Origin of the sequence: Collinsella sp. wc0529, from assembly GCF_046116875.1 — a bacterium.
Taxonomy (GTDB): Bacteria; Actinomycetota; Coriobacteriia; order Coriobacteriales; family Coriobacteriaceae; genus Collinsella.
The window spans coordinates 77,969-102,819 of sequence record NZ_JBJXBO010000002.1; the positions used below are offsets into that span (position 1 = coordinate 77,969).

At 61.4% G+C, this 24,851-nt stretch carries 23 protein-coding genes and 2 tRNA genes; 23 read left to right on the plus strand and 2 right to left on the minus strand.

The genetic code is table 11. From position 1 onward, the window contains the following. The first annotated feature begins 86 nt into the window (after nt 1-86). The 16 genes from ACKUTP_RS06940 to ACKUTP_RS07015 all read left to right on the plus strand — a co-directional run bounded on the left by ACKUTP_RS06940 (nt 87) and on the right by ACKUTP_RS07015 (nt 14,886). Entirely contained in the window at nt 87-1,697 is a 1,611-nt protein-coding gene (locus tag ACKUTP_RS06940; protein WP_409063915.1) for an ABC transporter substrate-binding protein, read from the plus strand. An 88-nt stretch (nt 1,698-1,785) separates the two neighbouring features. Continuing rightward, on the plus strand, nt 1,786-2,739 hold the full coding sequence (locus ACKUTP_RS06945; protein ID WP_409063916.1) for an ABC transporter permease: 954 nt from the start codon (nt 1,786-1,788) through the stop codon (nt 2,737-2,739). Continuing rightward, nucleotides 2,739-3,566 (plus strand): ABC transporter permease, encoded by an 828-nt coding sequence (locus ACKUTP_RS06950; RefSeq protein WP_409063917.1) that lies wholly within the window; start codon nt 2,739-2,741, stop codon nt 3,564-3,566. The genes ACKUTP_RS06945 and ACKUTP_RS06950 overlap by 1 nt, the downstream gene beginning before the upstream one ends. Before the next feature lie 3 nt (nt 3,567-3,569). Next, nucleotides 3,570-4,565, plus strand: coding sequence for an ABC transporter ATP-binding protein (locus ACKUTP_RS06955; protein ID WP_409063918.1), 996 nt, complete (start codon nt 3,570-3,572; stop codon nt 4,563-4,565). Continuing rightward, nucleotides 4,555-5,340, plus strand: a complete 786-nt coding sequence (locus ACKUTP_RS06960) for an ATP-binding cassette domain-containing protein (RefSeq protein ID WP_409063919.1) — start codon at nt 4,555-4,557, stop codon at nt 5,338-5,340. Before ACKUTP_RS06955 ends, ACKUTP_RS06960 begins: the two co-directional genes overlap by 11 nt. Nucleotides 5,341-5,416: 76 nt before the next feature. Further along, a complete protein-coding gene (locus ACKUTP_RS06965) occupies nt 5,417-6,580 on the plus strand; it encodes a double-cubane-cluster-containing anaerobic reductase (RefSeq protein ID WP_409063920.1) in 1,164 nt (387 codons plus the stop codon). A 154-nt stretch (nt 6,581-6,734) separates the two neighbouring features. Continuing rightward, nucleotides 6,735-7,499 (plus strand): acyl-CoA dehydratase activase, encoded by a 765-nt coding sequence (locus tag ACKUTP_RS06970; RefSeq protein WP_409063921.1) that lies wholly within the window; start codon nt 6,735-6,737, stop codon nt 7,497-7,499. A 14-nt stretch (nt 7,500-7,513) separates the two neighbouring features. After that, nucleotides 7,514-8,731, plus strand: a complete 1,218-nt coding sequence (locus ACKUTP_RS06975; protein ID WP_409063922.1) for a glycosyltransferase family 4 protein — start codon at nt 7,514-7,516, stop codon at nt 8,729-8,731. Then, nucleotides 8,724-9,773 carry a selenide, water dikinase SelD gene (gene selD / locus ACKUTP_RS06980; RefSeq protein ID WP_409063923.1) on the plus strand — a complete coding sequence of 350 codons (1,050 nt, stop codon included), beginning with the start codon at nt 8,724-8,726 and terminating at the stop codon, nt 9,771-9,773. The genes ACKUTP_RS06975 and selD overlap by 8 nt, the downstream gene beginning before the upstream one ends. A 61-nt stretch (nt 9,774-9,834) precedes the next feature. Continuing rightward, the gene (gene yedF / locus ACKUTP_RS06985; protein ID WP_409063924.1) at nt 9,835-10,461 is read left to right on the plus strand and encodes a sulfurtransferase-like selenium metabolism protein YedF; all 627 of its coding nucleotides are present in this window, start codon (nt 9,835-9,837) and stop codon (nt 10,459-10,461) included. A gap of 19 nt (nt 10,462-10,480) precedes the next feature. Continuing rightward, nucleotides 10,481-10,732 carry a DUF3343 domain-containing protein gene (locus tag ACKUTP_RS06990; protein WP_196025405.1) on the plus strand — a complete coding sequence of 84 codons (252 nt, stop codon included), beginning with the start codon at nt 10,481-10,483 and terminating at the stop codon, nt 10,730-10,732. Continuing rightward, entirely contained in the window at nt 10,729-11,868 is a 1,140-nt protein-coding gene (locus ACKUTP_RS06995) for an aminotransferase class V-fold PLP-dependent enzyme (protein ID WP_409063925.1), read from the plus strand. The genes ACKUTP_RS06990 and ACKUTP_RS06995 overlap by 4 nt, the downstream gene beginning before the upstream one ends. 77 nt (nt 11,869-11,945) lie before the next feature. Continuing rightward, nucleotides 11,946-13,304, plus strand: coding sequence for a branched-chain amino acid transport system II carrier protein (gene brnQ, locus ACKUTP_RS07000; protein WP_409063926.1), 1,359 nt, complete (start codon nt 11,946-11,948; stop codon nt 13,302-13,304). A 91-nt stretch (nt 13,305-13,395) separates the two neighbouring features. Next, nucleotides 13,396-13,472: transfer RNA gene (locus tag ACKUTP_RS07005), tRNA-Pro, on the plus strand. A gap of 6 nt (nt 13,473-13,478) precedes the next feature. Continuing rightward, a tRNA-Gly gene (locus ACKUTP_RS07010) sits at nt 13,479-13,552 on the plus strand. A gap of 332 nt (nt 13,553-13,884) precedes the next feature. Then, on the plus strand, nt 13,885-14,886 hold the full coding sequence (locus tag ACKUTP_RS07015; RefSeq protein WP_409063927.1) for a hypothetical protein: 1,002 nt from the start codon (nt 13,885-13,887) through the stop codon (nt 14,884-14,886). Between the two features lie 141 nt (nt 14,887-15,027). Here ACKUTP_RS07015 and ACKUTP_RS07020 read toward each other — a convergent pair whose 3' ends face one another. After that, on the minus strand, nt 15,028-15,504 hold the full coding sequence (locus ACKUTP_RS07020; RefSeq protein WP_409063928.1) for a PIN domain-containing protein: 477 nt from the start codon (nt 15,502-15,504) through the stop codon (nt 15,028-15,030). Beyond that, a complete protein-coding gene (locus tag ACKUTP_RS07025) occupies nt 15,497-15,820 on the minus strand; it encodes a type II toxin-antitoxin system RelB/DinJ family antitoxin (RefSeq protein ID WP_409063929.1) in 324 nt (107 codons plus the stop codon). The genes ACKUTP_RS07020 and ACKUTP_RS07025 overlap by 8 nt, the downstream gene beginning before the upstream one ends. Nucleotides 15,821-16,247: 427 nt before the next feature. Between ACKUTP_RS07025 and ACKUTP_RS07030 the strand changes: the two genes are divergently transcribed. From ACKUTP_RS07030 to hyfE, 7 genes are all read left to right on the plus strand, one after another. Beyond that, nucleotides 16,248-16,766: a 4Fe-4S dicluster domain-containing protein gene (locus ACKUTP_RS07030; protein WP_022095206.1), complete on the plus strand. Its 519-nt coding sequence runs from the start codon at nt 16,248-16,250 to the stop codon at nt 16,764-16,766. 76 nt (nt 16,767-16,842) lie between these two features. Beyond that, entirely contained in the window at nt 16,843-19,065 is a 2,223-nt protein-coding gene (fdhF, locus tag ACKUTP_RS07035; RefSeq protein ID WP_082421866.1) for a formate dehydrogenase subunit alpha, read from the plus strand. A 78-nt stretch (nt 19,066-19,143) separates the two neighbouring features. Continuing rightward, nucleotides 19,144-19,761, plus strand: coding sequence for a 4Fe-4S dicluster domain-containing protein (locus ACKUTP_RS07040; RefSeq protein ID WP_409063930.1), 618 nt, complete (start codon nt 19,144-19,146; stop codon nt 19,759-19,761). After that, nucleotides 19,754-21,772, plus strand: coding sequence for a hydrogenase 4 subunit B (gene hyfB / locus ACKUTP_RS07045; RefSeq protein ID WP_215673407.1), 2,019 nt, complete (start codon nt 19,754-19,756; stop codon nt 21,770-21,772). Before ACKUTP_RS07040 ends, hyfB begins: the two co-directional genes overlap by 8 nt. A 12-nt stretch (nt 21,773-21,784) precedes the next feature. Continuing rightward, a complete protein-coding gene (locus ACKUTP_RS07050) occupies nt 21,785-22,711 on the plus strand; it encodes a respiratory chain complex I subunit 1 family protein (protein WP_022095201.1) in 927 nt (308 codons plus the stop codon). A gap of 15 nt (nt 22,712-22,726) precedes the next feature. Then, nucleotides 22,727-24,184, plus strand: coding sequence for a hydrogenase 4 subunit D (locus ACKUTP_RS07055; RefSeq protein ID WP_055286165.1), 1,458 nt, complete (start codon nt 22,727-22,729; stop codon nt 24,182-24,184). Nucleotides 24,185-24,197: 13 nt separating this feature from the next. After that, nucleotides 24,198-24,851, plus strand: coding sequence for a hydrogenase 4 membrane subunit (gene hyfE, locus ACKUTP_RS07060; RefSeq protein WP_195363860.1), 654 nt, complete (start codon nt 24,198-24,200; stop codon nt 24,849-24,851).

Below are 24,851 nucleotides of genomic sequence, written 5' to 3' on the forward strand. Positions count from 1 at the left end.
CCGACCGGCTTCGCATGGCTGCCGGGGCGGGGATTTCCGCCGTCCCGGCAGATTCTGTCCGTTTGTTCAGACACGAAAGGAACTCAATGAACAACGACCTTTTCAAGGCGGGCGTTTCCCGTCGCGGTTTTCTGACCGGCTCCGCTGCCCTGTGCGTCATGGCAGGCCTCGGCCTCACCGGCTGCGGCGGTTCGGGCGCCGAGAGCGGTAGCGCCGCTGCCTCCGGCCAGGATGTGGAGTATCGCGACGAGCTGCAGATCGCGTTACCGGCGAGCCCGGACGGTCTCGATCCGCACACCACGTCGTCGCTTGTGACCATGGACATCATCTGCAACGTCGTCGAGCCGCTCTTTGGCCTCGATAGCGATTACGAGCCCCAGCCCGTGTTGGCCAAGGGCTATGAGGTCTCCGACGACGGCCTGACCTACACCATCAAGCTGCGCGAGGGCGTCACCTTCCACAACGGCAAGGAGTTTGGCTCCGAGGACGTTGTGGCCTCGATGAACCGCTGGCTCACCGTCAACGACCGCGCCGCGAGCCTGCTGCCCGGCGCCACCTTCGCCGCCTCGGGCGACCACGAGGTCACCTGCACGCTGACCGAGCCCGCCATCGACTTTCTGATCATCCTGGGCAACCACTCCCAGTATCCGGGCATCTTCCCCTCCGAGGTCATCGAGGCCGCGGGCGATACCGGCGTGAGCGAGTACGTGGGTACCGGTGCCTACAAGTTAGTGGAGTGGAAGCAGGACCAGTACATCCATCTCACCCGCTACGAGGACTATGTCGCCGCCCACGGCAAGGCTTCGGGCTACACCGGCAAGGTCTCCGCGCCCACCAAGGACATCTACTATCAGTTCGTGACCGAGGCCTCCACGCGCGTGAGCGGGTTTGAGACCGGCGAGTACGATATCGCTGGCGAGATCCCCACCGAGAACTACCACGACTTCGACGGCAATGACGACGTCAAACTCTACACCCATAACGCCGGCGTTCTGACCGCCTTCCTCAACATGAACGAGGGCATCTTCGCCGACGAGGAGATCCGCAAGTGCGCCCTCATGGCTATCGACTGCGAGGCGGCCGCTCTTGCCGCCTATGGCGAGAAGGAGCTCTTCAACATCGATCCCAACCTTGGCAACCCCGAGAACACTCAGTGGGCGACCGACGCGGGCAAGAAGTACTTCAACCAGGCCGACGCCAAGGCCGCCAAGAAGGCCCTGGCCAAGACCTCCTATGCCGGTGAGACGGTCAAGCTGCTGACCACCCCCGACTACAAGGATATGTACAACGCCACCGTCGCGCTGCAGGAGCAGCTCGAGAAGGCCGGCTTCACCGCCGAGGTCGACAGCTACGAGTTCGCGACCTTCATGGACATCCGCTCCAACAAGCCCGAGCAGTGGGACCTCTTTGTGGCCTCCACCAACTACAAGCCCATCCCGGCCCAGTCCCTCTCGGTCTCCAAGGCCTTCTATGGCCTGTCCGACGAGAAGGCGCTCAAGCTCGTGGCCGAGACCCGCACCGCCAAGGACACCGACGCCGCGGCCAAGAAGTGGGCCAAGGCTCAGGAGCGCCTCTATGAGATCGCCGTCATCGAGCCACTTTGCCACTACGCTTCCATCACGGGCACCCAGGCAGACGTCGAGGACGTCGAGGTGCTCGACGGCGCCATCGTTTGGAATGCCAAGCGTCCGGAGTAATGCAATAGATGGCGTGGCGGCTTGAGGGGTCTGGTCCCCTGTGGCCGCCACGCCCTGTCCACGTTCAGAGGGGAAATAGACGCCTCGCATGTTGAAGTACACGCTCAAACGCATAGGCGCGATGGTTCCGGTGATGCTCATCATCTCGGTCGTCGTGTTTTTGATTATCTATCTCACACCGGGTGACCCGGCCTCTTCGATGCTCGGCATGGAGGCTTCGGCCGACCAGATCGAGCGCGTCAACGATAGCCTGGGACTCAACGAACCGCTGCCGCAGCGCTACGTTGAGTGGATGGGCGGCGTGCTTACCGGCGACCTGGGCGATTCGTATTTTATGCGCCAGCCCGTCACGCAGGCGATCGCCGAACACTTTGGCCCCACGCTATCGCTCGCGCTTCTGGCACAGCTCATCGCGCTGTTGATTGCGCTGCCCTGCGGCGTCATCGCTGCCCTCAAACATGGGTCGCGCACCGACGCGGTCTTGCGTGTCGTTGCTCTTTTGGGCGTGGCGATTCCCGGCTTTTTGATGGCGCTCATGCTTATGTGGCTGTTTGCCGTCACGTTGCGTGTGTTCCCGGTGGCCGGCTATGCGCCACTATCGAAGGGCTGGTTCAGCCATTTACGCTATCTTGCGTTGCCGGCCATATCGCTTGGATGCGTGCAGGCGGCCCTGCTCATGCGCATGACCCGTTCGAGCGTTATCGAGGCCATGCAGCTCGACTGCGTCAAGACGGCGCGTGCCAAGGGCGTCTCCGAGGTTCGTGTGGTTTTGGCCCATGCCCTGCGCAACGCAGCGCTGCCGATTCTCACCTCGGTCGGCTATTCTTTTGGCGCCCTGATTACGGGCGCCGTGGTGACTGAGGCCATTTTTAACATCCCCGGTTTGGGCCAGCTGGTCACGAGCTCTATCGAGCGTCGCGACTATCCGGTGATTCAGGGCGTGCTGCTGGTCGTCGCTTTGTTGAATTCGGTGATCAATCTGGCCGTCGACCTTGCCTACGGCGCTTTTGACCCGCGCGCTCGCAAATGGGGCGATGCATGATGGCAAACTTTAAGAAGGCTCTTGCCAACAAGGGGTTTGTGGTCGGCGGCTGCATTTTCCTAGCGATTGCGCTGATCGCGCTCGTCGGTCCGCTGGTGTGGACGGTTAATCCCAATGCGCAGGAGATGACGTTGCGACTTTCGGCACCTTCGCTCGCGCATCCCTTTGGCTGCGATGACTTTGGCCGCGACCTGCTTGCCCGCGTCATCGCGGGCGCGCGCGTGTCGCTTGGCGTTGGCATTGCCGTCACGCTTGCGACGAGTGCGCTCGGCTTGGTGATCGGCGCCTACGCATGCTGCGACGAGAGGCTCGATCATATTCTCATGCGCATCTGCGACGGTCTTATGTCCATTCCGGGCGTACTTTTGGCTATCGCACTCATGGCCATGATGGGCGCCTCGGTCTGGAACGTCATCATCGCGCTCTCCATCGTCTATACGCCCAGCATGGCGCGCATCGTGCGCTCGCGTGCGATGGTGGTCAAGGAGGAACCCTTTGTGGAGGCCCTGCGCGTGCAGGGCGCCTCGACCGCGCGCATCGTGTGGCTGCATATCGTGCCCAACGTTATGGCACCCTTCCTGGTGCAGGCGACCTTCGTCTTTGCCGAGGCCGTGCTCTCGGAGGCCGCCCTCTCGTTTCTGGGCCTGGGTATCAAGGCACCCGACGCCAGCTGGGGAAACATCCTGCAGGCGGGCAAGAACGTGATGCGCAAAGCCTGGTGGATGATCTTCTTCCCGGCAGCGGCCATCATCGCGAGCGTGCTTTCGCTCAATCTGGCCGGCGACGGCCTGCGCGACGCTCTCGACCCCAAGACCAAGGAGGACTAGCCCATGGCTCAGCATCTTTTGGACGTGCGCGACCTGTGCATCTCGTTTGTGGGCCGCGATGGCAACGCGCTGGAAGCCGTCAACAAACTCAACCTACATATCGATGCCGGCGAGATCGTTGGTGTTGTCGGCGAGTCCGGCTGCGGTAAGTCGGTGTTTGCCCAGAGTGTCATGCGCCTATTGGAGCATGAACAGAAGATGGCCTATGAGGGCCAGATTGTGTTTGATGGCGAGGATCTGCTGGCGCGTCCGCTCAAGACGATGCGCAAGGTGCGCGGCTGTGACATCGCCATGATTTTCCAGGACCCTTTGAGCTCGCTTAATCCCGTCATGACGGTCGGGGCCCAAGTCGTCGAGGCCGTGCGGGCCCACCGTAAGGTGAGCCGACGCGAAGCCCGCAACGAGGCTCTATCGCTGTTGGAGCGTGTGGGAATTCGAGATGCCGCGGCCCGCTTCGACATGTATCCGAGCGATTTTAGCGGCGGTATGCGCCAGCGCGTGATGATTGCCATGGCGCTCGCCGGGCACCCGCGCCTGCTTATCGCCGATGAGCCCACCACGGCACTCGACACGACGACTCAAAAACAGATTTTGGATCTTCTGCGCGACCTCAACAGTTCCGAGGGCATGGCGGTGCTTTTTATCAGCCATGATTTGGGTGTCGTCACGAGCATCTGCTCGCGCGTGCACGTCATGTATCTGGGCCAAATCGTAGAAGAGATCGACGCCTGCGGACTTATGGAGCGCCCGAGCCACCCGTATGCCCAGGGGCTCATCGCGAGCATTCCGCCGCTCGAAGGCGAGCGAGTTGACACGCTGGCGGATATTCCGGGCACAGTGCCGCCGCTTACGGCAATACCCTGTGGATGTCGCTTTGCGCCTCGTTGCGCCCGGGCGGACGAGCGTTGCCGCGCGCAGGAGCCTCCGCTGTTTGCCGTGAATGCGTGCGACCGGTCTAAATGCTGGCTTGTCGAGAAAGGGGAGTGCCATGGCTGTTGATAGCGAAGCCCTGCTTAGGGTCTCACATCTGACTAAAACGTATCCCATGCCGGGCTCAGGTTTTAAGCGTCAGGCCTTTACCGCCGTGGACGATCTGTCGTTTGAGATTGCGCCTGGCGAGGTCTATGGCCTGGTTGGCGAATCCGGATCGGGCAAGTCGACGACTGGACGTCTGATCTGTGGTCTCGAGCGCGCGGATTCCGGCTCGATTGTCTATCGCGGGCACGACCTCGCCACGATGCCGGAGCGCGAACGCAAGCCGTTTCGCCGCGAGATCCAGCTGGTATTCCAGGATAGCTCTACGGCTTTTGACCCGCGCAACCGTGTCGGCCGCATTTTGGAGGAGCCGCTGATTATCGCCGGCGTGCGCGATGCGGATGAGCGCCATGAGCGCGCGCTCTCGGTCCTGGCCTCGGTCGGTCTTCTGGCAGAGCATTATGACCGCTATCCGCACGACCTTTCGGGGGGACAGCGTCAGCGACTCAATCTGGCACGGGCGCTTATTTGCGAGCCGCGCCTTGTGGTATGCGACGAGCCGGTCTCGGCGCTTGACGTGTCCGTTCAGGCCCAAGTGCTCAACTTGCTTCGCGACCTGCAGCGCACGACGGGCGTGGCGCTGCTGTTTATCACGCATGATATGCGTGTGGTTCGGCATATGTCCGACCGGATTGGCGTGCTCTACCGCGGTCGTCTTGTCGAGGAAGGCGCGGCCGAGGACGTGATCGCGCACCCGAACGATCCGTATACGCAGGAGCTTATCGACGCCATTCCCTAGAGGATGCTTCCTTTTGGGTATGGCGTGGGTTTGTTGTTTAATTGTCGGTATATCGGTACAAGAGAGGGGAACTACTATGGCCGATATCGAGGAACAGCCGTTGCCGCGCACGTTTGAGGAGTTCAACGAGCAACGCAAGGCGGCATTTATTCGCGTTAAGGATTACAAGCAGGCCGGTAATCGTCTGGTCGGCTTCTTGTGCAGCTACACGCCGCTCGAGATTATCGATGCCGCGGGGGCTGCGAGCGTGGCGCTGTGCGGCACATCCGACGAGGTGATTCCCGAGGCCGAGAAGGTGCTACCGGCAAACCTCTGCCCGCTCATCAAGTCGACGTACGGTTTTGCCTATTCGCAAAAGTGCCCGTTTACGTACTTTAGCGACATGATCATCGGCGAGACCACCTGCGACGGCAAGAAGAAGATGTACGAGCTGCTCAACGAGCTCAAGCGCACGCACATTCTGCATCTTCCGCAGGGTCGCGATCGCGCCTACGAGCGTGAAGGCTGGTACGAGGAGTGTCGCCTGCTCAAGGAGGAGCTCGAGGGTTTCTACGGCATCACGATTACCGACGATGACCTGCGCGCTGCCGTCCGTCGTCGCAACCGCTTGCGTGCGGCCCAGCTCGAGATGTTTGCGCTGCAGGCCAACCAGCCGGCGGCCATGAGCGGCGTCGACCTGATGAGCACCATGTTCGCGGGTACGTTCAGCTTTGATATCGAGGCCTATACGCAACAGCTGGAGCAAAAGATTGTCAAGCTGCACGAGGCCTACGACGCGGGCGAGCGCCCGGTTGCGGCGGACGCCAAGCGCATTCTGATCACCGGTTGCCCGGTGGGCGGTGTGATCAACAAGATCGGTCGCACCATCGAGTCCAACGGCGGTGTGGTCGTGTGCATGGACGACTGCTCGGGCGAGCGCACGGCGGCCATGATGATCGACCCGGAGGCTCCCGACATCCTTCGCGCCATCGCCGACCGCTACCTGGATATCAACTGCTCGGTCATGACGCCCAACGACGGTCGTATGGAAAACACGCTGGCCATGTGCGAGAAGTATCATGTCGATGGCGTGGTAGAGAGCGTGCTCCAGGCCTGCCACACCTTTAACGTGGAGAGTGCCCGCATGCAGGAGGCTGTCGAGGGTGCGGGTATTCCGTATATGAAGATTGAGACCGACTACAGTAACGGCGACATGGGCCAGATCGAGACTCGCATCGCCGCCTTCATCGAAACCCTCTAGCTTCCTCAGGCACCGGATCTTGCCCCTCAAACCGTCGCTTGCGTACCAAAGTACGCTGCGCTCCTCTTTCGGGGCAACCTCCGGCACCTGAGAAACCTAGAGCTAAGGCGCCTGAACGCGCCGCTGTCTTTGATGTTTAGATTGGGAGAGAGCCATGATAGGGATCGGGATCGATATCGGGTCTACGGCGGCTAAGGCTGCTGTGGTCGACGGGGAGGGTTCGGTGGCGTGGACGTGCGTGCAGCCAACCGGGTTCTCCTCGGTCGATGCTTCCGAGCGGCTGCGCGAGGCACTGGCAGCGGCTGGCTATGACGTGGCTGCCGACGACGTGCGCGTGATCGCGACCGGCTACGGCCGTGTCGCCGTGCCCTATGCGCACAAGGTCGTGACCGAGATCACCTGCCACGGCACCGGTGCCGTGCGCCTGTTTGGCGACCACGGCACCGTGATTGACGTGGGCGGTCAGGACACCAAGGTCATCCAGCTTAAAGGCGGCCGCGTGGCCAAATTTGCCATGAACGACAAGTGCGCTGCCGGAACGGGGCGCTTTTTGGAGATCATGGCCGACCGCCTGGGCATTTCCCAGCAGCAGATGGCCGACCTGGCGCGTTCCGGCGAGCGCACCAAGATCAGCAGCATGTGCACGGTGTTTGCCGAAAGCGAGGTCATCAGCCTCATCGGTCGCGGTGAGCCGCGCGAGAACATTGCGCGTGGCGTGATCGACAGCGTGGTCTCGCGCGTGGCGACCATGGCCGGGCAGGCCGCGGGCGCCCCGTACTATCTGACCGGCGGCCTGTGCGAAAACGCCTATGTCGTTGAACGGTTGGGCGAGCTACTGGGGTCGCCGGTGACCACCTCGCCTCAGGCTCGCTTTGCCGGAGCGATCGGCGCGGCTGTCCGCGCCGCCGCCTTGGCCTAGGGGTGTACCGCGACATGCGCATCCTCAATATCTCGGCACAAAAACCAGATAGCACTGGCAGCGGCACCTATCTTGCCGCGCTCGTGCGCGAGCAGATCGAGACGGGGCATCGCGCCGCCGTGCTTTGCGGCGCGGCACCGGGTGATACCCAAGGCGAGCTGGACCGGCGTGCTGCCGTGTTTGCCGTACCGTTCGAGTCGCCCGAGCTGCCGTTTCCCATCTGCGGTATGTCCGATGTCATGCCCTATCCCTCCACACGCTATCGTGATCTGACGCCTTCGATGCTCAAGGCATTTGAGCGGGCATTTGCTGCTGCAATCGATCGGGCGGTGGCTGAGTTTCGTCCCGATCTGGTGCTCTGCCATCACCTGTATCTGGTGACCGCATTGGCGCGCGAGTTCGTCCGGGGCGTGCCGGTTGTTGCCGTGTGCCATTCGACCGACCTGCGCCAGCTGCGTTCGCATGCGCTCGAGCGCGATCGCATCGTAAGTGCGGTTCGTCGGCTCGATGCCGTCTTTGCGCTCCATGCTGAGCAGGCTGAGCAGATTGGCCTGGTGTGCGGCGTCGATGCCGATCGCATCCACGTGGTTGGGACGGGCTACGACCATCGTGTCTTCTGCCGCGACGCAAGCGTGACGAGGCAGCCGGGATCGCTTGTGTACGTGGGCAAGATTTGTTTTAAAAAGGGCGTCGAGTCGCTGGTTCGAGCCGTGTCATTGCCGATTGACGATGACGTCCGCCCATCTGGCTTGGTACTTGTGGGCGGCCGCGGGGACGATGCCGAGTACGCGCGTATCGAGCACTTGGCCGCGGCCTCGGATGTGCCGGTGACGCTGGCGGGGCGCCTGGATAGCGATGGGCTCGTGCGTGCCTACCGCAGTTCCGACGTCTTTGTGCTGCCTTCGTTTTACGAGGGTCTGCCGCTCGTGACGATCGAGGCCCTCGCGTGCGGCTGCAAAGTTGTGGCGACCGATTTGCCCGGCGTTCGTCCCTGGATGGAGGCGATGCTTCCCTGTGCTCCCGTGACGTGGGTGGCGTCGCCGCGTATGACGGATGTCGACACGCCCGTGGCGGCCGACCTTCCGTTGTTTGAGCACGCGCTGGCGGATGCTATCGCGCAGGCGCTTGCGGCACCGCCTTCGACGTTTGAGCCGTCGGTGGTCTCTTGGGAAGCGTGCCTGGGGCGTATACTTAAAGTCGTTGATTTGTTGGAAGGGGGTTCGTATGGCTAAGGACACCATAAGGCTCACGTCCATGACGGCCGCGAGCGGTTGAGCCGCTAAGTTGGCCCCCGGAGCCCTCGCCCAGGTCCTGGGCGATTTACCCAATGTGCATAACGACAACTTGCTCGTGGGGTTCGATACCTCCGACGATGCGAGCGTTTTCCGCGTAGGGGAGAACCTGGGGCTCGTGCAGTCCATCGACTTCTTCCCACCGATGGTCGATGACCCGTTCCAGTTTGGCCAGATCGCTGCGGCCAACTCGCTGTCGGACATCTACGCCATGGGCGGGCGGCCGAGCCATGCCATGAACCTGCTTTGCATCCCGAGCTGTCTGGGCGTTGAGGTTGCCGGTCAGATTCTGGCGGGCGGCGCCGACAAGTGCGTCGAGGCGGGTTGCTCCATCGCGGGCGGCCACACCATCAACGATGACGAGCCCAAGTACGGCCTGTCCGTGAGCGGTTTTGTGCCACTCGACCGCATGCTCGCCAACAGCGGCGCACGCGTGGGCGATGTTCTGCTGCTGACCAAGGCGATCGGCTCGGGCATTATCACCACGGCCATTAAGGGCGAGCTCATCGAGCAGGACGAGGCCGCAGCCATGTTTGACTCGATGTGCACCCTCAACGAGGGGCCGATTCGTCTGGCCGAGGGGCTCGAACTTCACGGCTGCACTGACATTACGGGCTTTGGCCTGATCGGGCACGCGTGTGAGATGGCCGAGGGCTCGGGCGTGCAGGTTGAGCTTGCGTCGGGGGCGGTGCCGCTCTTTGACCAGGTGCTCGATATGGCGCGTCTGGGCATTATTCCCGCGGGCTCCTACCGCAACCAGGACTTCTTTGGCCCGCGTGTGGCTGCCGACGAGGACCTGGAGCCGGGTATGCTCGACGCGCTGTACGATCCACAGACGTCTGGTGGCCTGCTTATCGCGGCACCTGCTGCCGATGTGGATGAGCTTGCGCGTCGCCTGAATGCCGAGGGGCGCGTTGCCGCCACAATCGGCCGCGTGTGCGAGCCGGTGCCGGGCGGTCCTGCCGTTCGCGTTGTTCGCTAGCCCGCACGTTTATGTAACTGTTTACCGTTCTCTAGAACGGTTCTTTCGAAAGGATTTTGCTATGTCTACCAAAATTGAAGTCAATGCCATGGGCGATGCCTGCCCGCTGCCCGTCGTCAAGACGCTCAAAGCCCTGAAGCAGCTCGATGGCGAGGGTGCCGTGGTGACCTCGGTCGACAACGAGACCGCCGTCAAGAACATCTCCAAGATGGCGCAGGAGAAGGGCTGCACGGCCTCGGTCGAGAAGATCTCGGACGCCGAGTGGCACGTGGCCGTGGCGACTTCTGACGCCGTTGCCGTGGCCGATCCCGAGCAGGATGGCGCTGCCTTCTGTGGCGCCAGCGCCGGCAAGGGCAAACTCGTCATTTCCGTTTACACCGACTGCATGGGCCGCGGCGACGACGAACTGGGCCACAAGCTCATGAAGGCGTTTATCTTTGCCGTGACGCAGCAGGAGGAGCTGCCCGCGACCATGCTGTTCTACAACGGCGGTGCCAAGCTCACCGTCGAGGGCTCGCCGGTGCTCGATGACCTGAAGGACCTGGCCGAGCAGGGTGTCGAGATTCTCACCTGCGGTACCTGCCTGGACCACTTTGGCATTAAGGACCAGCTTGCGGTGGGCGAGGTCACCAACATGTACGTGATCGTGGAGAAGATGGAGCAGGCCGTGCGCGTCGTGCGCCCGTAGCGTATTGGTTGGAGTTGCCATGAGGGAGAAGCGCCCGGCGCTTGTCATCACGTTTCCCACCACGGCGGCCGCCATGGGTTGCGAGTCCCTGTGCATTGAGCGCGGCCTTCCCGGGCGAACGATTCCCGTGCCCGGGGAGGTCGCTGCCGGCTGCGGTTTGGCGTGGAAGGCGTTGCCTGCCGATGAGGAACTGCTGCGCGGCGAACTTGCCTCGGCGGGCGTTCCCACCGAGGGCTTCACCGTGATCGATATGTGGGAGGTCGTGCGATGATCTATCTGGATAACGCGGCAACGACCATGCACAAGCCGCAGGCGGTCATCTATGCCGTGACGCAGGCGATGTGCTCGCTCGGCAATGCCGGGCGCGGCGCCACGTCGGGTGCCCTCGATGCCGCTCGTACGATTCACGCTTGCCGTGCCAAGCTCGCGCGCCTTTTGGGTTGCCCGAGGGCGGACCATGTGTGCTTTACGCCCAACTCCACGGCGGCGCTCAACACCGCCATCAACGGAGTGGTGCGCCCCGGCGACCATGTGGTCACAACGGTGCTCGAGCACAACTCCGTACTGCGTCCGCTCAACCGCCTGGCGGCAGAGCAGGGTGTGACGGTTGAGCATGCGGGCTGTGATACCAACGGCGTGCTCGACTACGACGAGCTCGAGCGGCTTGTCACGCCCGGTACGCGTGCTGTGGTGGTGACGCACGCCTCCAATGTGACCGGCAACGCGGTCGACATTGCGCGCGTGGCTGCCATCGCGCATGCGGCCGGCGCGCTGGTGATCGTCGATGCTTCGCAGTCTGCCGGCACGGCGAAGATTGACATGGATGCCATGGGGCTCGACGTCGTGTGCTTTACCGGTCACAAGGGGCTCATGGGTCCGCAGGGGACCGGCGGCCTGGCCGTGGCGGAGGGCATTGACGTGGCTCCGTGGGCCATGGGCGGCACGGGCGTGCACAGCTTCGATGCGCTGCAGCCGCTTGGGTGGCCCACGCGCCTTGAGGCGGGCACGCTCAACGGTCATGGCATCGCGGGACTTTCCGCTGGTCTCGACTTTATCGAGGCCCAGGGTGGGGTCGAGGCGATTGCTGCCCACGAGCGTGCGCTCGCTGATCGCTTCCTTGCCGGTGTGCGCAAGATTCCGGGGATTAAGCTCTACGGTGCCTTTGACCAGCAGGCGCGCTCTGCGATTGTGTCGCTCAACGTAGCCGATATCGACTCTGCCGAGATCTCGGATGCGCTCATGCAAGGGTGGGGGATTTCGACGCGCCCCGGCGCCCATTGCGCCCCGCTCATGCACCGTGCGCTGGGGACCGAGCGCCAGGGCGTCGTTCGCTTCTCGTTTGGGTATTTCAACACGGACGAGGAAGTCGACACCGCGATTGACGCTTTGCGCGATTTAGCCTGCTAAAGCTGCTAGACCGTTTATACTTGCGGGATGGGTGTTTTTGCCCGTCCCGTTTTTGTTTCGACCCGAAAGGTGTGCCTATGGTCTCATCCGCACCGCGCGGTCTGCGCTCCGACCATGTCGTTACCGTCGGCATTGCGCTGTTCTCGATGCTCTTTGGCGCCGGTAACCTCATCATTCCGCCGTTGCTGGCACTTCAGGCCGGCGCGGCCACGCCGCTTGCCATGATTGGCTTTTTGATTGCCGCCATCGGCCTGCCCGTCATGGGCTTTATCGCCGTCGCGCTCGCCGGCACGGCCCGCGAGCTGGCCGGGCGCGTGCATCCCAAGTTTGGCGAATTCTTCGTTGCGGCAGTATATCTGGCCATCGGCCCGTGCCTTGCCATTCCGCGTACGAGCTCCACGGCGTTTGAGATGCTGGTACCGTTGCTACCCGAGGGCATCTCGCTTGGCACCGCGCGCTTGGTCTTCGCCGTCGCCTTCTTCGTGGTCGCATTTGCACTTACGCTGCGCCCCGGCGTCATCACGCGCGTGCTCGGTCGCATTACGGGCCCCGCGCTCATTGCGCTTATCGTACTCGTTGTCGGCGCCGCCGTGATTTCGCCGCTGGGACCGGCTGCTGCCCCGCAAGCTCCCTATGATGCCGGCGCTGCGGTCCAAGGCTTCTTGACCGGCTACCAGACCATGGACCTGCTTGCATCGCTCGCCTTTGGCATCATCATCGCCGAGACCATCCATGAGCTCGGCGTTACCGACGATAGGCGCGTGGCCTTCGAGATCTCGCGTTCGGGTGTGATCGCCGGCGTGCTTATGGCCATCATCTACTGCGGCCTGGCGCTTGCCGGCATGCAGCTCGGCACGGTTATGCCCGATGCCACCAACGGCGCCGCGATCCTTGCGCGTTCGGCCTCTATGCACTTTGGTCTTGCTGGCACGGTTGTCGTCTTTGCGATTTTCTTCCTCGCCTGCATGAACGTGTGCATCGGTCTTATTAGCTGCTGCTCGCGTTACTTCTGCGAGACGTATGTGGTCGAAGGGGGAGCGGAGGCTTCCGAGGAGGCCATGCGCCGCCCCTTCGCGATGCTCGCCTTTGTGTTCGCGGCGTTTTCGTGCGTGCTCTCCAACGTGGGTCTCGACGTGATCCTTATGTTCTCGGTGCCTATGCTCAATGCCCTGTATCCCGTTGCCATTGTGCTGGTACTTATGGGCCTGATGCACGGTTTTTGCGACGCGCATCCGCAGGTGTGGGTTTGGGTCGGCGGCGTGGTCGCGGTGCAGAGCGTGATCACCTCGGTCCGCGACGCGTTCTTTACTGGTGCGTGGCTGCCGTTCGATGCGTTGCCGCTGGCAGATATCGGTGCCGCGTGGGCACCAGTCGCCGTGGTGGCATTTGTGATCGGTCTGCTCCATAGTCGTTTTGTTGCACATTCGAGGAGCTAAGGCATCAATGCTTGCACAGGCGGGGAGTCTCCCCTATAATTTCCTTCGCTTTGGGACACGCAAGGTTTAGACCTTAGCTGCTCAACACCTTCGGGACGTGGCGCAGTTTGGTAGCGCGCCTGCTTTGGGAGCAGGATGTCGCAGGTTCAAATCCTGTCGTCCCGACCATATCTTGCGGGCGTAGTTCAATGGTAGAACCCCAGCCTTCCAAGCTGATGACGCGGGTTCGATTCCCGTCGCCCGCTCCATAAGATAGATGAATGGCTCTGATTCCTTTTGGGATCAGAGCCATTTTCATATACATGCCGGGACCCCACATCCCCACCTAAGTTGCGGTGAAATGCGGACTGCTTTCCGGCTTTTATGGCCCATGTAGTCCGTATTTCACCGCAACTATTTGTAAGGTTGGATTTTGATGCCGTTGGGAGGGTCGTAGCGACCGTCTACCGAGAATGGAAATATTTTTTGAAGCTCTGACCTGCGACGTCAAGCTTTTGGTCAGCTTTTGGCAAGGCCTGCGGACGGAAGCATGCGATAGCGTAATGGTATTTTCTCCGCCGTGATGGTTATGGGGTTGGCCATGCTCGATAAAGGCAAACATTTTCCGCAGTCATATGCAAGGATGCTATTCTCGGCCCTTGGAATTCATCAAGATGGACAGCTGCTTATAACAATTGATCCTTGGGAAGAACGCCGTGCGCGCGAGCTTATGCAGGAGGAGCTCATGCTTCGTCTTTACAACCACGTGTATGCGGATCCGGTCTATTGGAATAATCTTGGGGTTGAAGATCGCATCTTTCAGCTGGCATCCGCTATTGCGGTCGTTGAACCGGATGCTGTGTTTTGCGGATCGACGGCAGCGCTGCTCTTTGGCATCGGCTCGGCTTATACGCTTCTGGATAAAGTGCAAGTGCTGCTGCCTCGGTCTACAAGGCGCGATACGTATGAGTTCGTTGAATACAAGCGCTGGCGGGCGGGCGAAGTGTGGCGGCTCGGTCTGTTTACGCTGACGGATCCGTATCGAACGGTTGTTGATATCGCCCGAACGAGCGCCTTTCGCTATGCGCTGGGCTATGTCGATGGCTTGGCCCGCGAGTACGATGTCGAACGTGAAGAGCTGCGAGCATATGCGCAGGCAAATTGCCGAGGGTTGCATGGCATCGCGCGTGCTTTTGACGTTTTTGAGCATATGGACGGCAGGTCAGACAATGGCGGCGAGTCCGAGGCGAGAGCAGCAATGATTCTTGCTGGGGTTGCCGCGCCTGAGCTTCAAGTTGAGATAACGCGACCGGGAAACGCTGGTTATTATCTAGCAGATTATGGCTGGCAGATGCCAGATGGCTCATGGACGCTGGCAGAGCTGCATGGGCTGGGTAAGTTTGAAGACGAAGCTCAAAATGATCCGGAGCAAGCGGCGGCAAAAACCTATCGAGCGGCCCTCATGCGCGATGCGAACCTTCGCGCCATGGGCCACAACGTCATTCATTTCAAACTCTCGGACACCTACGAAGTAGAATCGTTCGGTGCCATGATGCGCGGTTACGGTATTCCGACAACAAAACCCTACGCCGACTCCCGATAGAGAAATCGTTCGCAGCCAACCTTCAATAAGTTGCGGTGAAATACGGACCATCGAGGCCTTTAAAGGCATGAAACAGTCCGTATTTCACCGCAACTTAGGAGGGGATGGGGCTGAGAGGCGGGCGATGCCGTTGCCTGCCGGTTAGCTGCGGGGGCGGTGGCGGAGTTTGTCGATGGTGGAGTCGGTGCTTCGGCTGCGGGCTTCGGCGGCGCGGTCGCGGGCGTCGGCAACTGTTTGGCGCTTGCGACGGTAATCGATCATGCCTTGGATGATGGGCTTACCAAAGCTCACGACATCATCGTTGTAGATGGCGGTTCGGGCTGCGAGGAGGCAGTCGGTAAAGTCCATATGCGTTTTGCCGAACAGTTTGACGGCAAGGGCGACAACGGTGGGCTCGTCGACCATGACGTCATCGAGCAGCCTTTTCATGGCCGCAGCAATCTCAACGCGGGGAACCTTATAGACGTCTCGCAGTGTGACCACGACGCGCGTGATGATTTCGGGGTAGACGCGAGCGGTGCGCGTGGCGATGACCTTGGCGGCGCGCGGTGACAGGACCTCGTCGTCGTTAAGCAGGTAGCGCAGGATGACGGTCTCGTCGATGATGGTGCTACTCATGGATATCTACTTCCTCGGGACCCAAAACCGACTCATCGCTTTCTGTGGCTAGGTATTCAATCCAGGCATTGCGCTCCTCGGCGCGGCGATTGGGGTCACCATATGGTTTGAGCGATCCATAGGCGGCGGTGCCGTCCTTTGAGCGCACGGCGACCGGCTGAAAGGGGAGCTTGCGCATCAAAATGCTTTGCGCGACAAATAAGCGGACAGCCTCGGCGAGCGATGTGCCCATGGCATCGTAGAGATGCTCGGCATGCTGCTTGTCTTCCTCGCGAATGCGCACCTGCAGGATGGCTCTTTTTTGAGTCGATGACATCACTGGCCCCCTTAATGAGCGTGCATTATAGTCGGTCAAATGCGGCATGTGCCGATACTTGAGCATCTTATAACGATTACTTTATTTCACTCAAGTTGATAACCATAAACACGAATACAAGCGTAGTACATCCAAAATGAGAGCGCATAAAAATCTCTGAGGCGTACGCATGTAATACACTCACCTTTATAGCTTCTAGAGAATAATTCCAACCTGCCAAAACCCCTGCAATACACCCGTATTGCAGGGCCTATGCTCAAGTTTGCCACCTGCAACTGCGTATATTTAGCCTGTATATCGTTGGAGGAACTCTATCGAAGTGCCTGTTTCGCCGCATGCACTCGATACGCCGATGCCGGACCACGGGCGGTCCGGGGCAACGTCGACAGGGTCTCTCCGGCATGGGATTCAGGAGGGAGTGAACAACATGGGCAATAAACGAGTCGTGGCTGATTCTTCACGCTGCATTGGGTGTCAAACCTGTATGGCGGCGTGCATCGAGGCACACGATATTCCCGGCAACATCGCCGCGCCGCGCCTGCGCGTGACGCGTACGTACGAGATCTCCGCACCGGTGGCTTGCCATCACTGCGAGGATGCCCCGTGCGCGAAGGCCTGTCCTACGGGCGCCTTGTTCTTTGATCCAAAGAACCATCGCATCGGCGTCAACGAGGACAACTGCATCGGCTGCAAGAGCTGCGTCATGGCATGCCCCTTTGGCGCCGTGAGCGTGGCGACCACGCAGGTCCCCGTCTTGATGGGTGACGTGCGAGTGGGTTCGCAGACTAAGAGCTTCGTGCTCAAGTGCGACCTGTGCGTGGACCGTCCCGGCGGTCCGGCATGTGCCGAGGCGTGCCCGACCAAGGGCCTCACCCTGGTAGACGAGGAGCGCCTGGCAGAACTGACTGCCGAGCGCGCCCGCGCCACCATCGAAAACGAGGCATAGGCGGGCGGCCATACAAGCCCAACGATTGTCAAATACGTACCGAGCATTCGGTAGCAGAGAAAGGAAGGAGGGTGTCATGGAGAAGCATAAAGTGATCTGCCCGTACTGCGGCGCCGGTTGCCAGTTTAACCTCTTGGTCCAAAACGGCCAGGTCGTGGGTACCGAACCGCTCAACGGCATCACCAATCAGAGCGAGCTGTGCCTTAAGGGCATGAGCGGCTACGACTTCATCAACGACACCAAGATCTTGACTCCTCGCGTACTGCACCCGATGATCCGCCGCACTAAGGGCGCGGATCTTGAGCGCGTAAGCTGGGACGAGGCACTGGATTTCACCGCATCTAAGATGCAGGCCATAATTGACGAATATGGTCCTAACGCTGTCATGACCACCGGCTCTTCGCGAGGCGGCGGCAATGAGGCGAACTACGTCATGCAGAAGTTTACGCGTGCGTGCATCGGCACCCACAGCGTGGACAACTGCGCCCGTACTTGACACGGCCCTACTGTCCTCGGTCTGATGGACACGGTTGGTTCAGGTTGCATGTCATGCTCCATCCCCGGTATGGAGGATGCGGGCTGCATTTTCCTCTTCGGCTATAACCCTGCCGATTCGCACCCCATCGTCGCAAGGCGTATCGTGCGAGCCAAAGAAAAGGGTTGCAAGATCATCGTCGCCGACCCGCGCCATATCGAAACCGCGCGTATCGCCGATCTCTACCTTCCGATCAAGAACGGTTGCAATGTCGCGTTCCTCAACGCCTTTGCCAACTGCTTGGTCAACGATGGCCTCTACGACAAGGAATTCGTCGCCGAGCACACGAACGGCTTTGACGAGTGGTGGGAGACCATCAAGAATTACACTCCCGAATCCGTACAGGACATCACGGGTGTCGAGCCCGCGTTGATCCACCAAGCTGCCGAGATGTACGCCACGGCGAAGCCCTCTGCCATCATTGGCTGGGGTATGGGCGTATGCCAGCAGAAGCAGAACCTGAAGACGGTGCACACCATCGCCTCCATCGCCTGCGTTGCCGGCCAGATCGGCAAACCCAATTCCGGCCTCGCGCCCGTGCGTGGTCAGAACAACGTCCAGGGCTCCTGCGATATGGGCATGCTGCCCAACCTGTACCCTGGCTACCAAAAGGTCACCGACCCGGCAGTGCGTGCCAAGTTTGCCAAGGCTTGGGGCGTGCCCGAGGAAAAGCTCCCGCTCGAGGAGGGCTACAAGCTCACCGACCTGGGTCACCTGGTCGACGAGGGCAAGGTGCACTGCTTCTACAACTACGGCGAGGACCCGGTCCAGACCGAGCCCGATTCGGCCGGAATGCGCAAGACGCTCTCCGAGCTGGATCTGTTCATCTGCCAGGACATCTTTATGACGCAGACGACCATGCTCGCCGACGTCATCCTGCCCGCTACCTCTTGGGGCGAGCACGAAGGTGTCTTTACCGCATCCGACCGTAGCTTCCAGCACTTTGACGCGGCCGTTCCTCCCAAGGGCGAGTGCCGTCACGACTGGGAGATCTTCGCGGACCTGTCTACACGTATGGGCTACCCCATGCACTACGACAACACCGAGCAGATCTGGAACGAGTGCATCAGCCTGTGCCCCAACTTTGTGGGCGCGACCTACGAGAAGATGGCTCCCGAGGGCGGTTACGCCCAGTGGCCCGTCAAGAGCACCGATGTGAACGACCACGGTACGCCCGACATGTTCGCTGGTGGCAAGTTCACCACCAAGGACGGCCGCGCCAACCTGATGGCGCACGACTGGGAGGCGCCCTCCGAGCTTCCCGACGATGAGTACCCGCTCATCCTGTGCACCGTCCGCGAGGTCGGCCACTACAGCTGCCGCTCGATGACCGGCAACTGCAAGACGCTGGCGCTGCTTGCCGACGAGCCCGGCTTTGTCCGCATGAATCCCGCGGACGCCCAGGCGCGCGGCATCAAGAATGGCGACATCGTCTCGATTCACAGCCGCCGCGGCCAGGTATACAGCCGCGCCGACGTGAGCGATCGCATCAACAAGGGCACGGTCTATATGACCTACCAGTGGTGGATCGGCAAGTGCAACGAGCTGACCATCCATAAGGTCGACCCGGTCTCGCATACGCCCGAGGACAAGTTCTCCGCCTGCCAGGTCGACGCTATCGCCGACCAGGTCTGGGCCGAGGGCGAGGTCGAGCGTCAGTACACCGAGCTCAAGCAGGCTCTGGTGGACGCCGCCGCTCCCCAGGACGTTGAGCCCGGTGCCGCCAAGTTCGACGACGAGACGCACGTGAATCAAATCGTGTAGTCCCGTTCTCGTTGGCTATTTGGGCCGGGCGTCCCGTACGTTCGGGAGCCCGGCCCGTTATTTTGAAAGGAAGTGGGGATGAACCGCTTCATCGACATCAACCCGGAGAGATGCATCGGCTGCGGAACATGCCAGTCCGCCTGTGCCGACGCCCACCGGATGCAGGGCCTTCAGGATACGCCGCGCCTGGCGCTCGTGAAGACCGGCGGTATTTCGGCCGCCCTTGCCTGCCACCATTGCGAGGGTGCCCCCTGCGCCGAGGTTTGCCCGGTGAATGCCTTCGAGCACGATGGCGACCGCATCCACGTCAAGGAGCAGGAGTGCATCGGGTGCAGGCTGTGCGCCATAGCGTGCCCCTTCGGAGCCATCCATCCCGATGGCACGTCTATCGCCGGTGTCGCAGGCATGTGCGACCCGACGCCTTCGTATCCTAAGTCCCTGAGCAGCCTGCTTACGTGGGCTCCTGGCCAGTACACCTGCGCTATCAAGTGCGACCTGTGCGCCTTCGATCCGGACGGCCCGCATTGTGTGGCGGCGTGCCCCACCAAGGCGCTGACCGTCATGGGCGGCGCGGCCGATCGCGAGCTCGACGAGGCCAAGCGCTTGCGCTCGATCGAAAACGGTCCGGTTGTCGACGTTACCGCTGTGGCCCAGGGCCTGTCCGAGAAAGCAGAAGGGAGCGAAAACAATGGATAGCATGACGCTGTTTATCGCATCGCTTGCCGTCTCGTGCATCGGTGCGCTCGCCTCGGTTCTGCTGATCAAGGCCGATAACGCCGCCAAGACCGCCGGCTGCCTTATCGGCGCCGTCGCCGCGGTGCTTTCGTTTGTGGCCGGTATCCAGGCCGTGCTGGGCGATGTCACGTCGGTCGACACCATCGTGTTCTTCCCGTTTGCCCATTTCCAGCTGCTGCTCAACCAGCTGTCCGGCCTGTTCGTGGCGCTCATCTCGGTGCTCGCGTTTGCCGGTTCGATCTACGGTCTCAACTACTTTGATGAGTACCCGGGCAAAAAGGGCCGCGCCGGTTTCTTCTTTAACACCTTCGTGGCGTCCATGATGCTCGTCATTACCGCAGACAACGTGTTTTGGTTCCTGGTCGCCTTCGAGCTCATGTCGCTGACCTCGTACTTCCTGGTCGTGATCGAGGAGAACGAGAACTCCATCCATGGCGGTTGGCTCTACTTTGTGATCGCGCACGTGGGCTTTGTGCTCATCATGGCGAGCTTCCTCACCATGACCAACTTCGCCGGTGGCTCGTTTGCCTTTGCGGATTTCCGCGCCACGCAGTTTAGCCCTGCGGTCGCATCCGTGTGCTTCGTGCTCGCCTTCTTTGGCTTTGGCGCCAAGGCAGGTATCATTCCGCTGCACGGCTGGCTGCCCAAGGCACATCCCGAGGCGCCGTCCAACGTGTCGGCCCTCATGTCCGGCGGCATGATCAAGATCGGTATCTTCGGCATCCTCAAGGTGGGCCTCGACCTGCTTTCCGCCTCGGGCGTTCAGGTCTGGTGGGGCCTTATGGTCATGGTCTTCGGTGCGATCTCGTCGGTCCTCGGCGTGGCCTTCGCCCTGCAGGAGCATGACATCAAGCGCCTGCTGGCCTATCACTCCGTCGAGAACATCGGCATCATTCTGCTCGGCGTCGGCGCCTCCATGGCCGCTATGGCGCTCAACTCGGTCGGCATCGCCGTCCTGGCTCTGATGGCCGCCCTCTACCACACGTTTAACCACGCGATGTTTAAGGGCGAGCTGTTCTTGGGCGCCGGTGCGCTGCTGTACTCCACGGGTACGCGCAATATGGAGAAGATGGGCGGCCTGTTCCGTCGTATGCCGGCAACGGCCATCTGCTTCCTCGTTGGCGCGCTTGCCATCTCGGCCATCCCGCCCTTCAACGGCTTTGTTTCCGAGTGGTTTACCTACCAGTCGCTGTTTAATGCCGCCATGCAGGGCGACAAGGCCGTCATGATCGTGGCCGTGTTCGCTGCCGTCGCGCTTGCCATTACCGGCGCGCTGGCTGTCACGTGCTTCGTCAAGGCCTATGGCGTCTCCTTTGCCTCCGCGCCCCGTTCCGAGGCTGCGGCCAATGCCAAGGAGGTTCCCGCCCCCATGGTGTTCGCGCAGGGCCTGCTCGCGGCCATCTGCGTCGTGCTGGGCATTGGCGCTCCCGTGATCGCGCCCGTGCTGGTCGATGTCGCCGCGTCCGTGCTGCATCCGTACGGCGGCGTGTTTGCCGCCGAGGGCATGGAGCTCATGAACCAGTACTCCGGCGCTGCCACCTCCACGCCCGCGATCGCTATTGCGCTCGTGGTGCTCGTCGGTCTTGCCTGCGGTTATCGCAAGCTCAAGACCGTCGGCAAGGTGCAGAAGTCCCAGCCGTGGGCATGCGGCTATGCTCCTAACGAGCATATGCCCGTCGTGGCCACGACCTTTGCCTCCGAGGTGTCCTGGTTTATGCAGCCGCTCTACACGCTGCGCGACCGCTGCACGGCCGTCTGCTGGTCCATCGCGCACTTCTTCCAGAAGCTCACCGGTGTGGCCGAGGCTGTGGAGCCCGTACCCGACAAGGTTCTCGTCGATGCCCCGCATAAGGGTGTCGAGAAGCTCGCCGACCTCGCGACTAAGCTCGAGGGTGGCAACTACAGCATCTATATCTGCTACATCGTCGCGGCACTCGTGGTGTTCCTCGTGCTCGCCGTGCAAATGGGTTAAGGAGGGGAGAGCATGAACAACATCGTACTTGCCGTTCTGCAGGGCGTGGTCGTCATGGCCGTCGCGCCGTTCTTCTCCGGTCTCGGCCGCGTGATCCGCGCCAAGATGCACAACCGTCGCGGCCCCAGCATCATGCAGGACTATCGCGACCTGGCCAAGCTCTTTGCGCGCCCCGAGTCCCAGAGCGAGGACGCGAGCTTTGCGCTGCGCATTATGCCGCCGCTGTTCTTCGCCGTCGCCTTTATGCTCGCGATGGGCCTGCCGCTCTTTACGGCACAAAGCCCCATCCCGGTCTTTGGTGACGCCATCACCATCATGTACAGCCTGGCGCTCGCCCGCTTCTTCTTCGCCCTCTGCGGCGTGGATTCGTCCAACGCCTATGCCGGTATCGGCGGCGTCCGCGAGCTGCTCATGAGCGTGCTCATCGAGCCGTCCATGCTGCTGGCGCTGTTTGCCGCCGCCCTGGTGTGCGGTTCCACCGACATCGCCACCATGGGTCAGCACATCATGACGGGCGCCATCGACGCGCCGGTCGCCGTAATCCTCGCCGGCATCGCCTTTGCGATTGCCTGCTACATGGAACTCGGCAAGCTGCCGTTTGATCAGGCCGAGGCCGAGCAGGAGCTTCAGGAGGGCCCGCTCGCCGAGCTTTCCGGCCCGTCGCTTGCGATGGCCAAGCTCGCCATGTCCATGAAGCAGGTCCTGGTCGTCGCCTGGTTCTGCGCGATCTTCGTCCCCTGGGGCGAGCCCGCGACCGTGGGCGCCGCCGCCGTTCTGGGCGCAGTCATCTTCCTGGTGAAGTGCCTGATCGACTTTGTCGTATGCGGCGTGATCGAGAACTCCTGCTCGCGTTCGCGCTTTAAGGTGCTTGGCAATCAGACCTGGGCTGTCGTGGGCATCGCCGTGCTGGCGTTTGTCTTCGTGGTCGTCGGCGTGTAGGAGAAGGGAGAAACAATGTCATTTGCAGTCAGTCTGTCCCTTCTCGGCTTGGTCGCTATCGCGGCCCCGATGGTGGCCTCGGTGCTCGTCGCCCTGTTCCCCCGTCCGTACGCCAAGTGGTTCAGCGTTTTGGGTGCCGCCGTCTCGACGGTCTGCACCATCGCCCTCGCCGCGAATTTCGCTGGCGCCGGCATGCCCGACACGCAGGTCCCCCTGATCTCGTTTGGGCAGACCCTCGTCATGGGATTCACCTTCGATCGCATGAGCACGCTGCTCGCGCCCGCCTTTGTGGGTATCGGCCTGCTTGTCGTGATCTATTCGATTCCCTATATGAGCGAGAATAACCGTGAGCATCCCGACGCGCCGCGTCGTCGCTTCTACGCGTACCTCGCGACCTTCATCGGCGCCATGGCCGGCCTTGTGTACAGCTCGACCCTTTTGGGCCAGCTCGTGTTCTTTGAGATCACGGGTGCGTGCTCTTGGGGCCTCATCAGCTACTACATGTCGCCTACGGCCAAGAAGGCCGGCATGAAGGCCCTGATCATCACGCATATCGGTGCGCTCGGCCTGTATCTGGGCGCCGCCATCGTGTTTGCCCACACCGGTACCTTCGCCATTACCGCGATTGCCGGCCTCGATGCCAAGCTCAAGGCTATCGTCCTTTTGCTCGTGCTGTTTGCGGCCTGGGCCAAGTCCGCACAGGTCCCCATGTACATGTGGCTGCCTTCGGCCATGGAGGCGCCGACGCCTGTTTCGGCCTACCTGCATGGTGCCTCGATGGTCAAGGTCGGCGTGTGCGTGTTCGCGCGTGCACTCGTCTCTGCCGGCGAGATTCCCGAGATCGTGGGCTGGGTCGCCATTATCGACGCCATGGTCACCATGCTCTTTGGTTTCCTTATGTACCTGCCGCAAAAGGACATGAAGCGCCTGCTGGCCTTCTCCACGATCGCCCAGCTCTCCTATGTGTTCTTTGGTCTGGGCCTTTCGGTCTTTGGCAGCCAGCTGGCCTTTGATGGCGCAGTTTGCCACATCTTTAACCATGCTTTCGCCAAGACGCTGTTCTTCCTGATCGCCGGTTCGTTCTCCTTTACGCTCGGCACGCGTATGCTGCCCAAGCTTCGCGGCATCGTAAAGAAGTACCCGATCTCGGGCGTGGGCTTTGGTGTCGCGGCACTCGCTATTGCCGGCGTGCCGCCCATGAACACGTTCTTCTCGAAGTTCCAGATCATTGCCGGCGGCTTTTCTGTGGGTGCCGGCAACGTCGCGATCCTGGTGCTCGTGTGCATCATGGTCGCCGAGACCGTCGCCACCTTCGCCTGGTTCCTCAAGTGGATGGGCTATTGCCTGCCCGGCGAGCCGAGCGACGAGGTCGCTGCGGGAGCCCCGCTTCCCCGCGCGATGGCGTTTGTGTTCATCGTGCTCATCATCATGGTTATCGTCAGCGGCCCGCTTTCGGCCAGCTGGATCGGTTAGGAGGTAGAACGACATGGGTTATTCGATCGTCAACATCCTTGGCGGCCTTCTGATCGTCACGTCCACCATGGTGGTCGTCTCCAAGAACATCAAGCATGCCATCAGCTGGTATGCGGTGCAGTCGCTGGTGCTCGTGGGTCTGCTCGCTACGCTCGGTGCCACCACCGGTGCGCAGGAGCTGCTTATGTGGGCTGGATCTGCCTTTATCACTAAGGTCGTCCTGGTCCCTTACATCCTCAACCGCGCATACAAGAAGATGGGCGAGCCGAGCGACGCATCGCTCAAGGCCGGCCTCAAGCCCGCGTGGGCCATTTGCATCATCGCCGTCGAGGTTGCGATTTGCTTTGCCGTCGTGACGCAGATCAGCCTGCCCACGGCCGAGGTCGCAACGCCTGCGCTCGCTATTAGCTTCGCTCACTTCTTTGTGGGCCTCACCTGCATCATTTCGCAGCGCAACATCATGAAGCAGATCTTTGGATACTGCCTTATGGAAAACGGCAGCCATGTGACGCTCGCGCTTTTGGCCCCCACCGCTCCCGAGATCATCGAGATCGGTATCGCCACCGACGCCATCTTTGCCGTCATCATCATGTCCATCGTCGTGCGTCGCATTTGGGACGACTCCCACTCGCTTGATGCGCGCGACCTGTCCGAGCTGAGGGGGTAG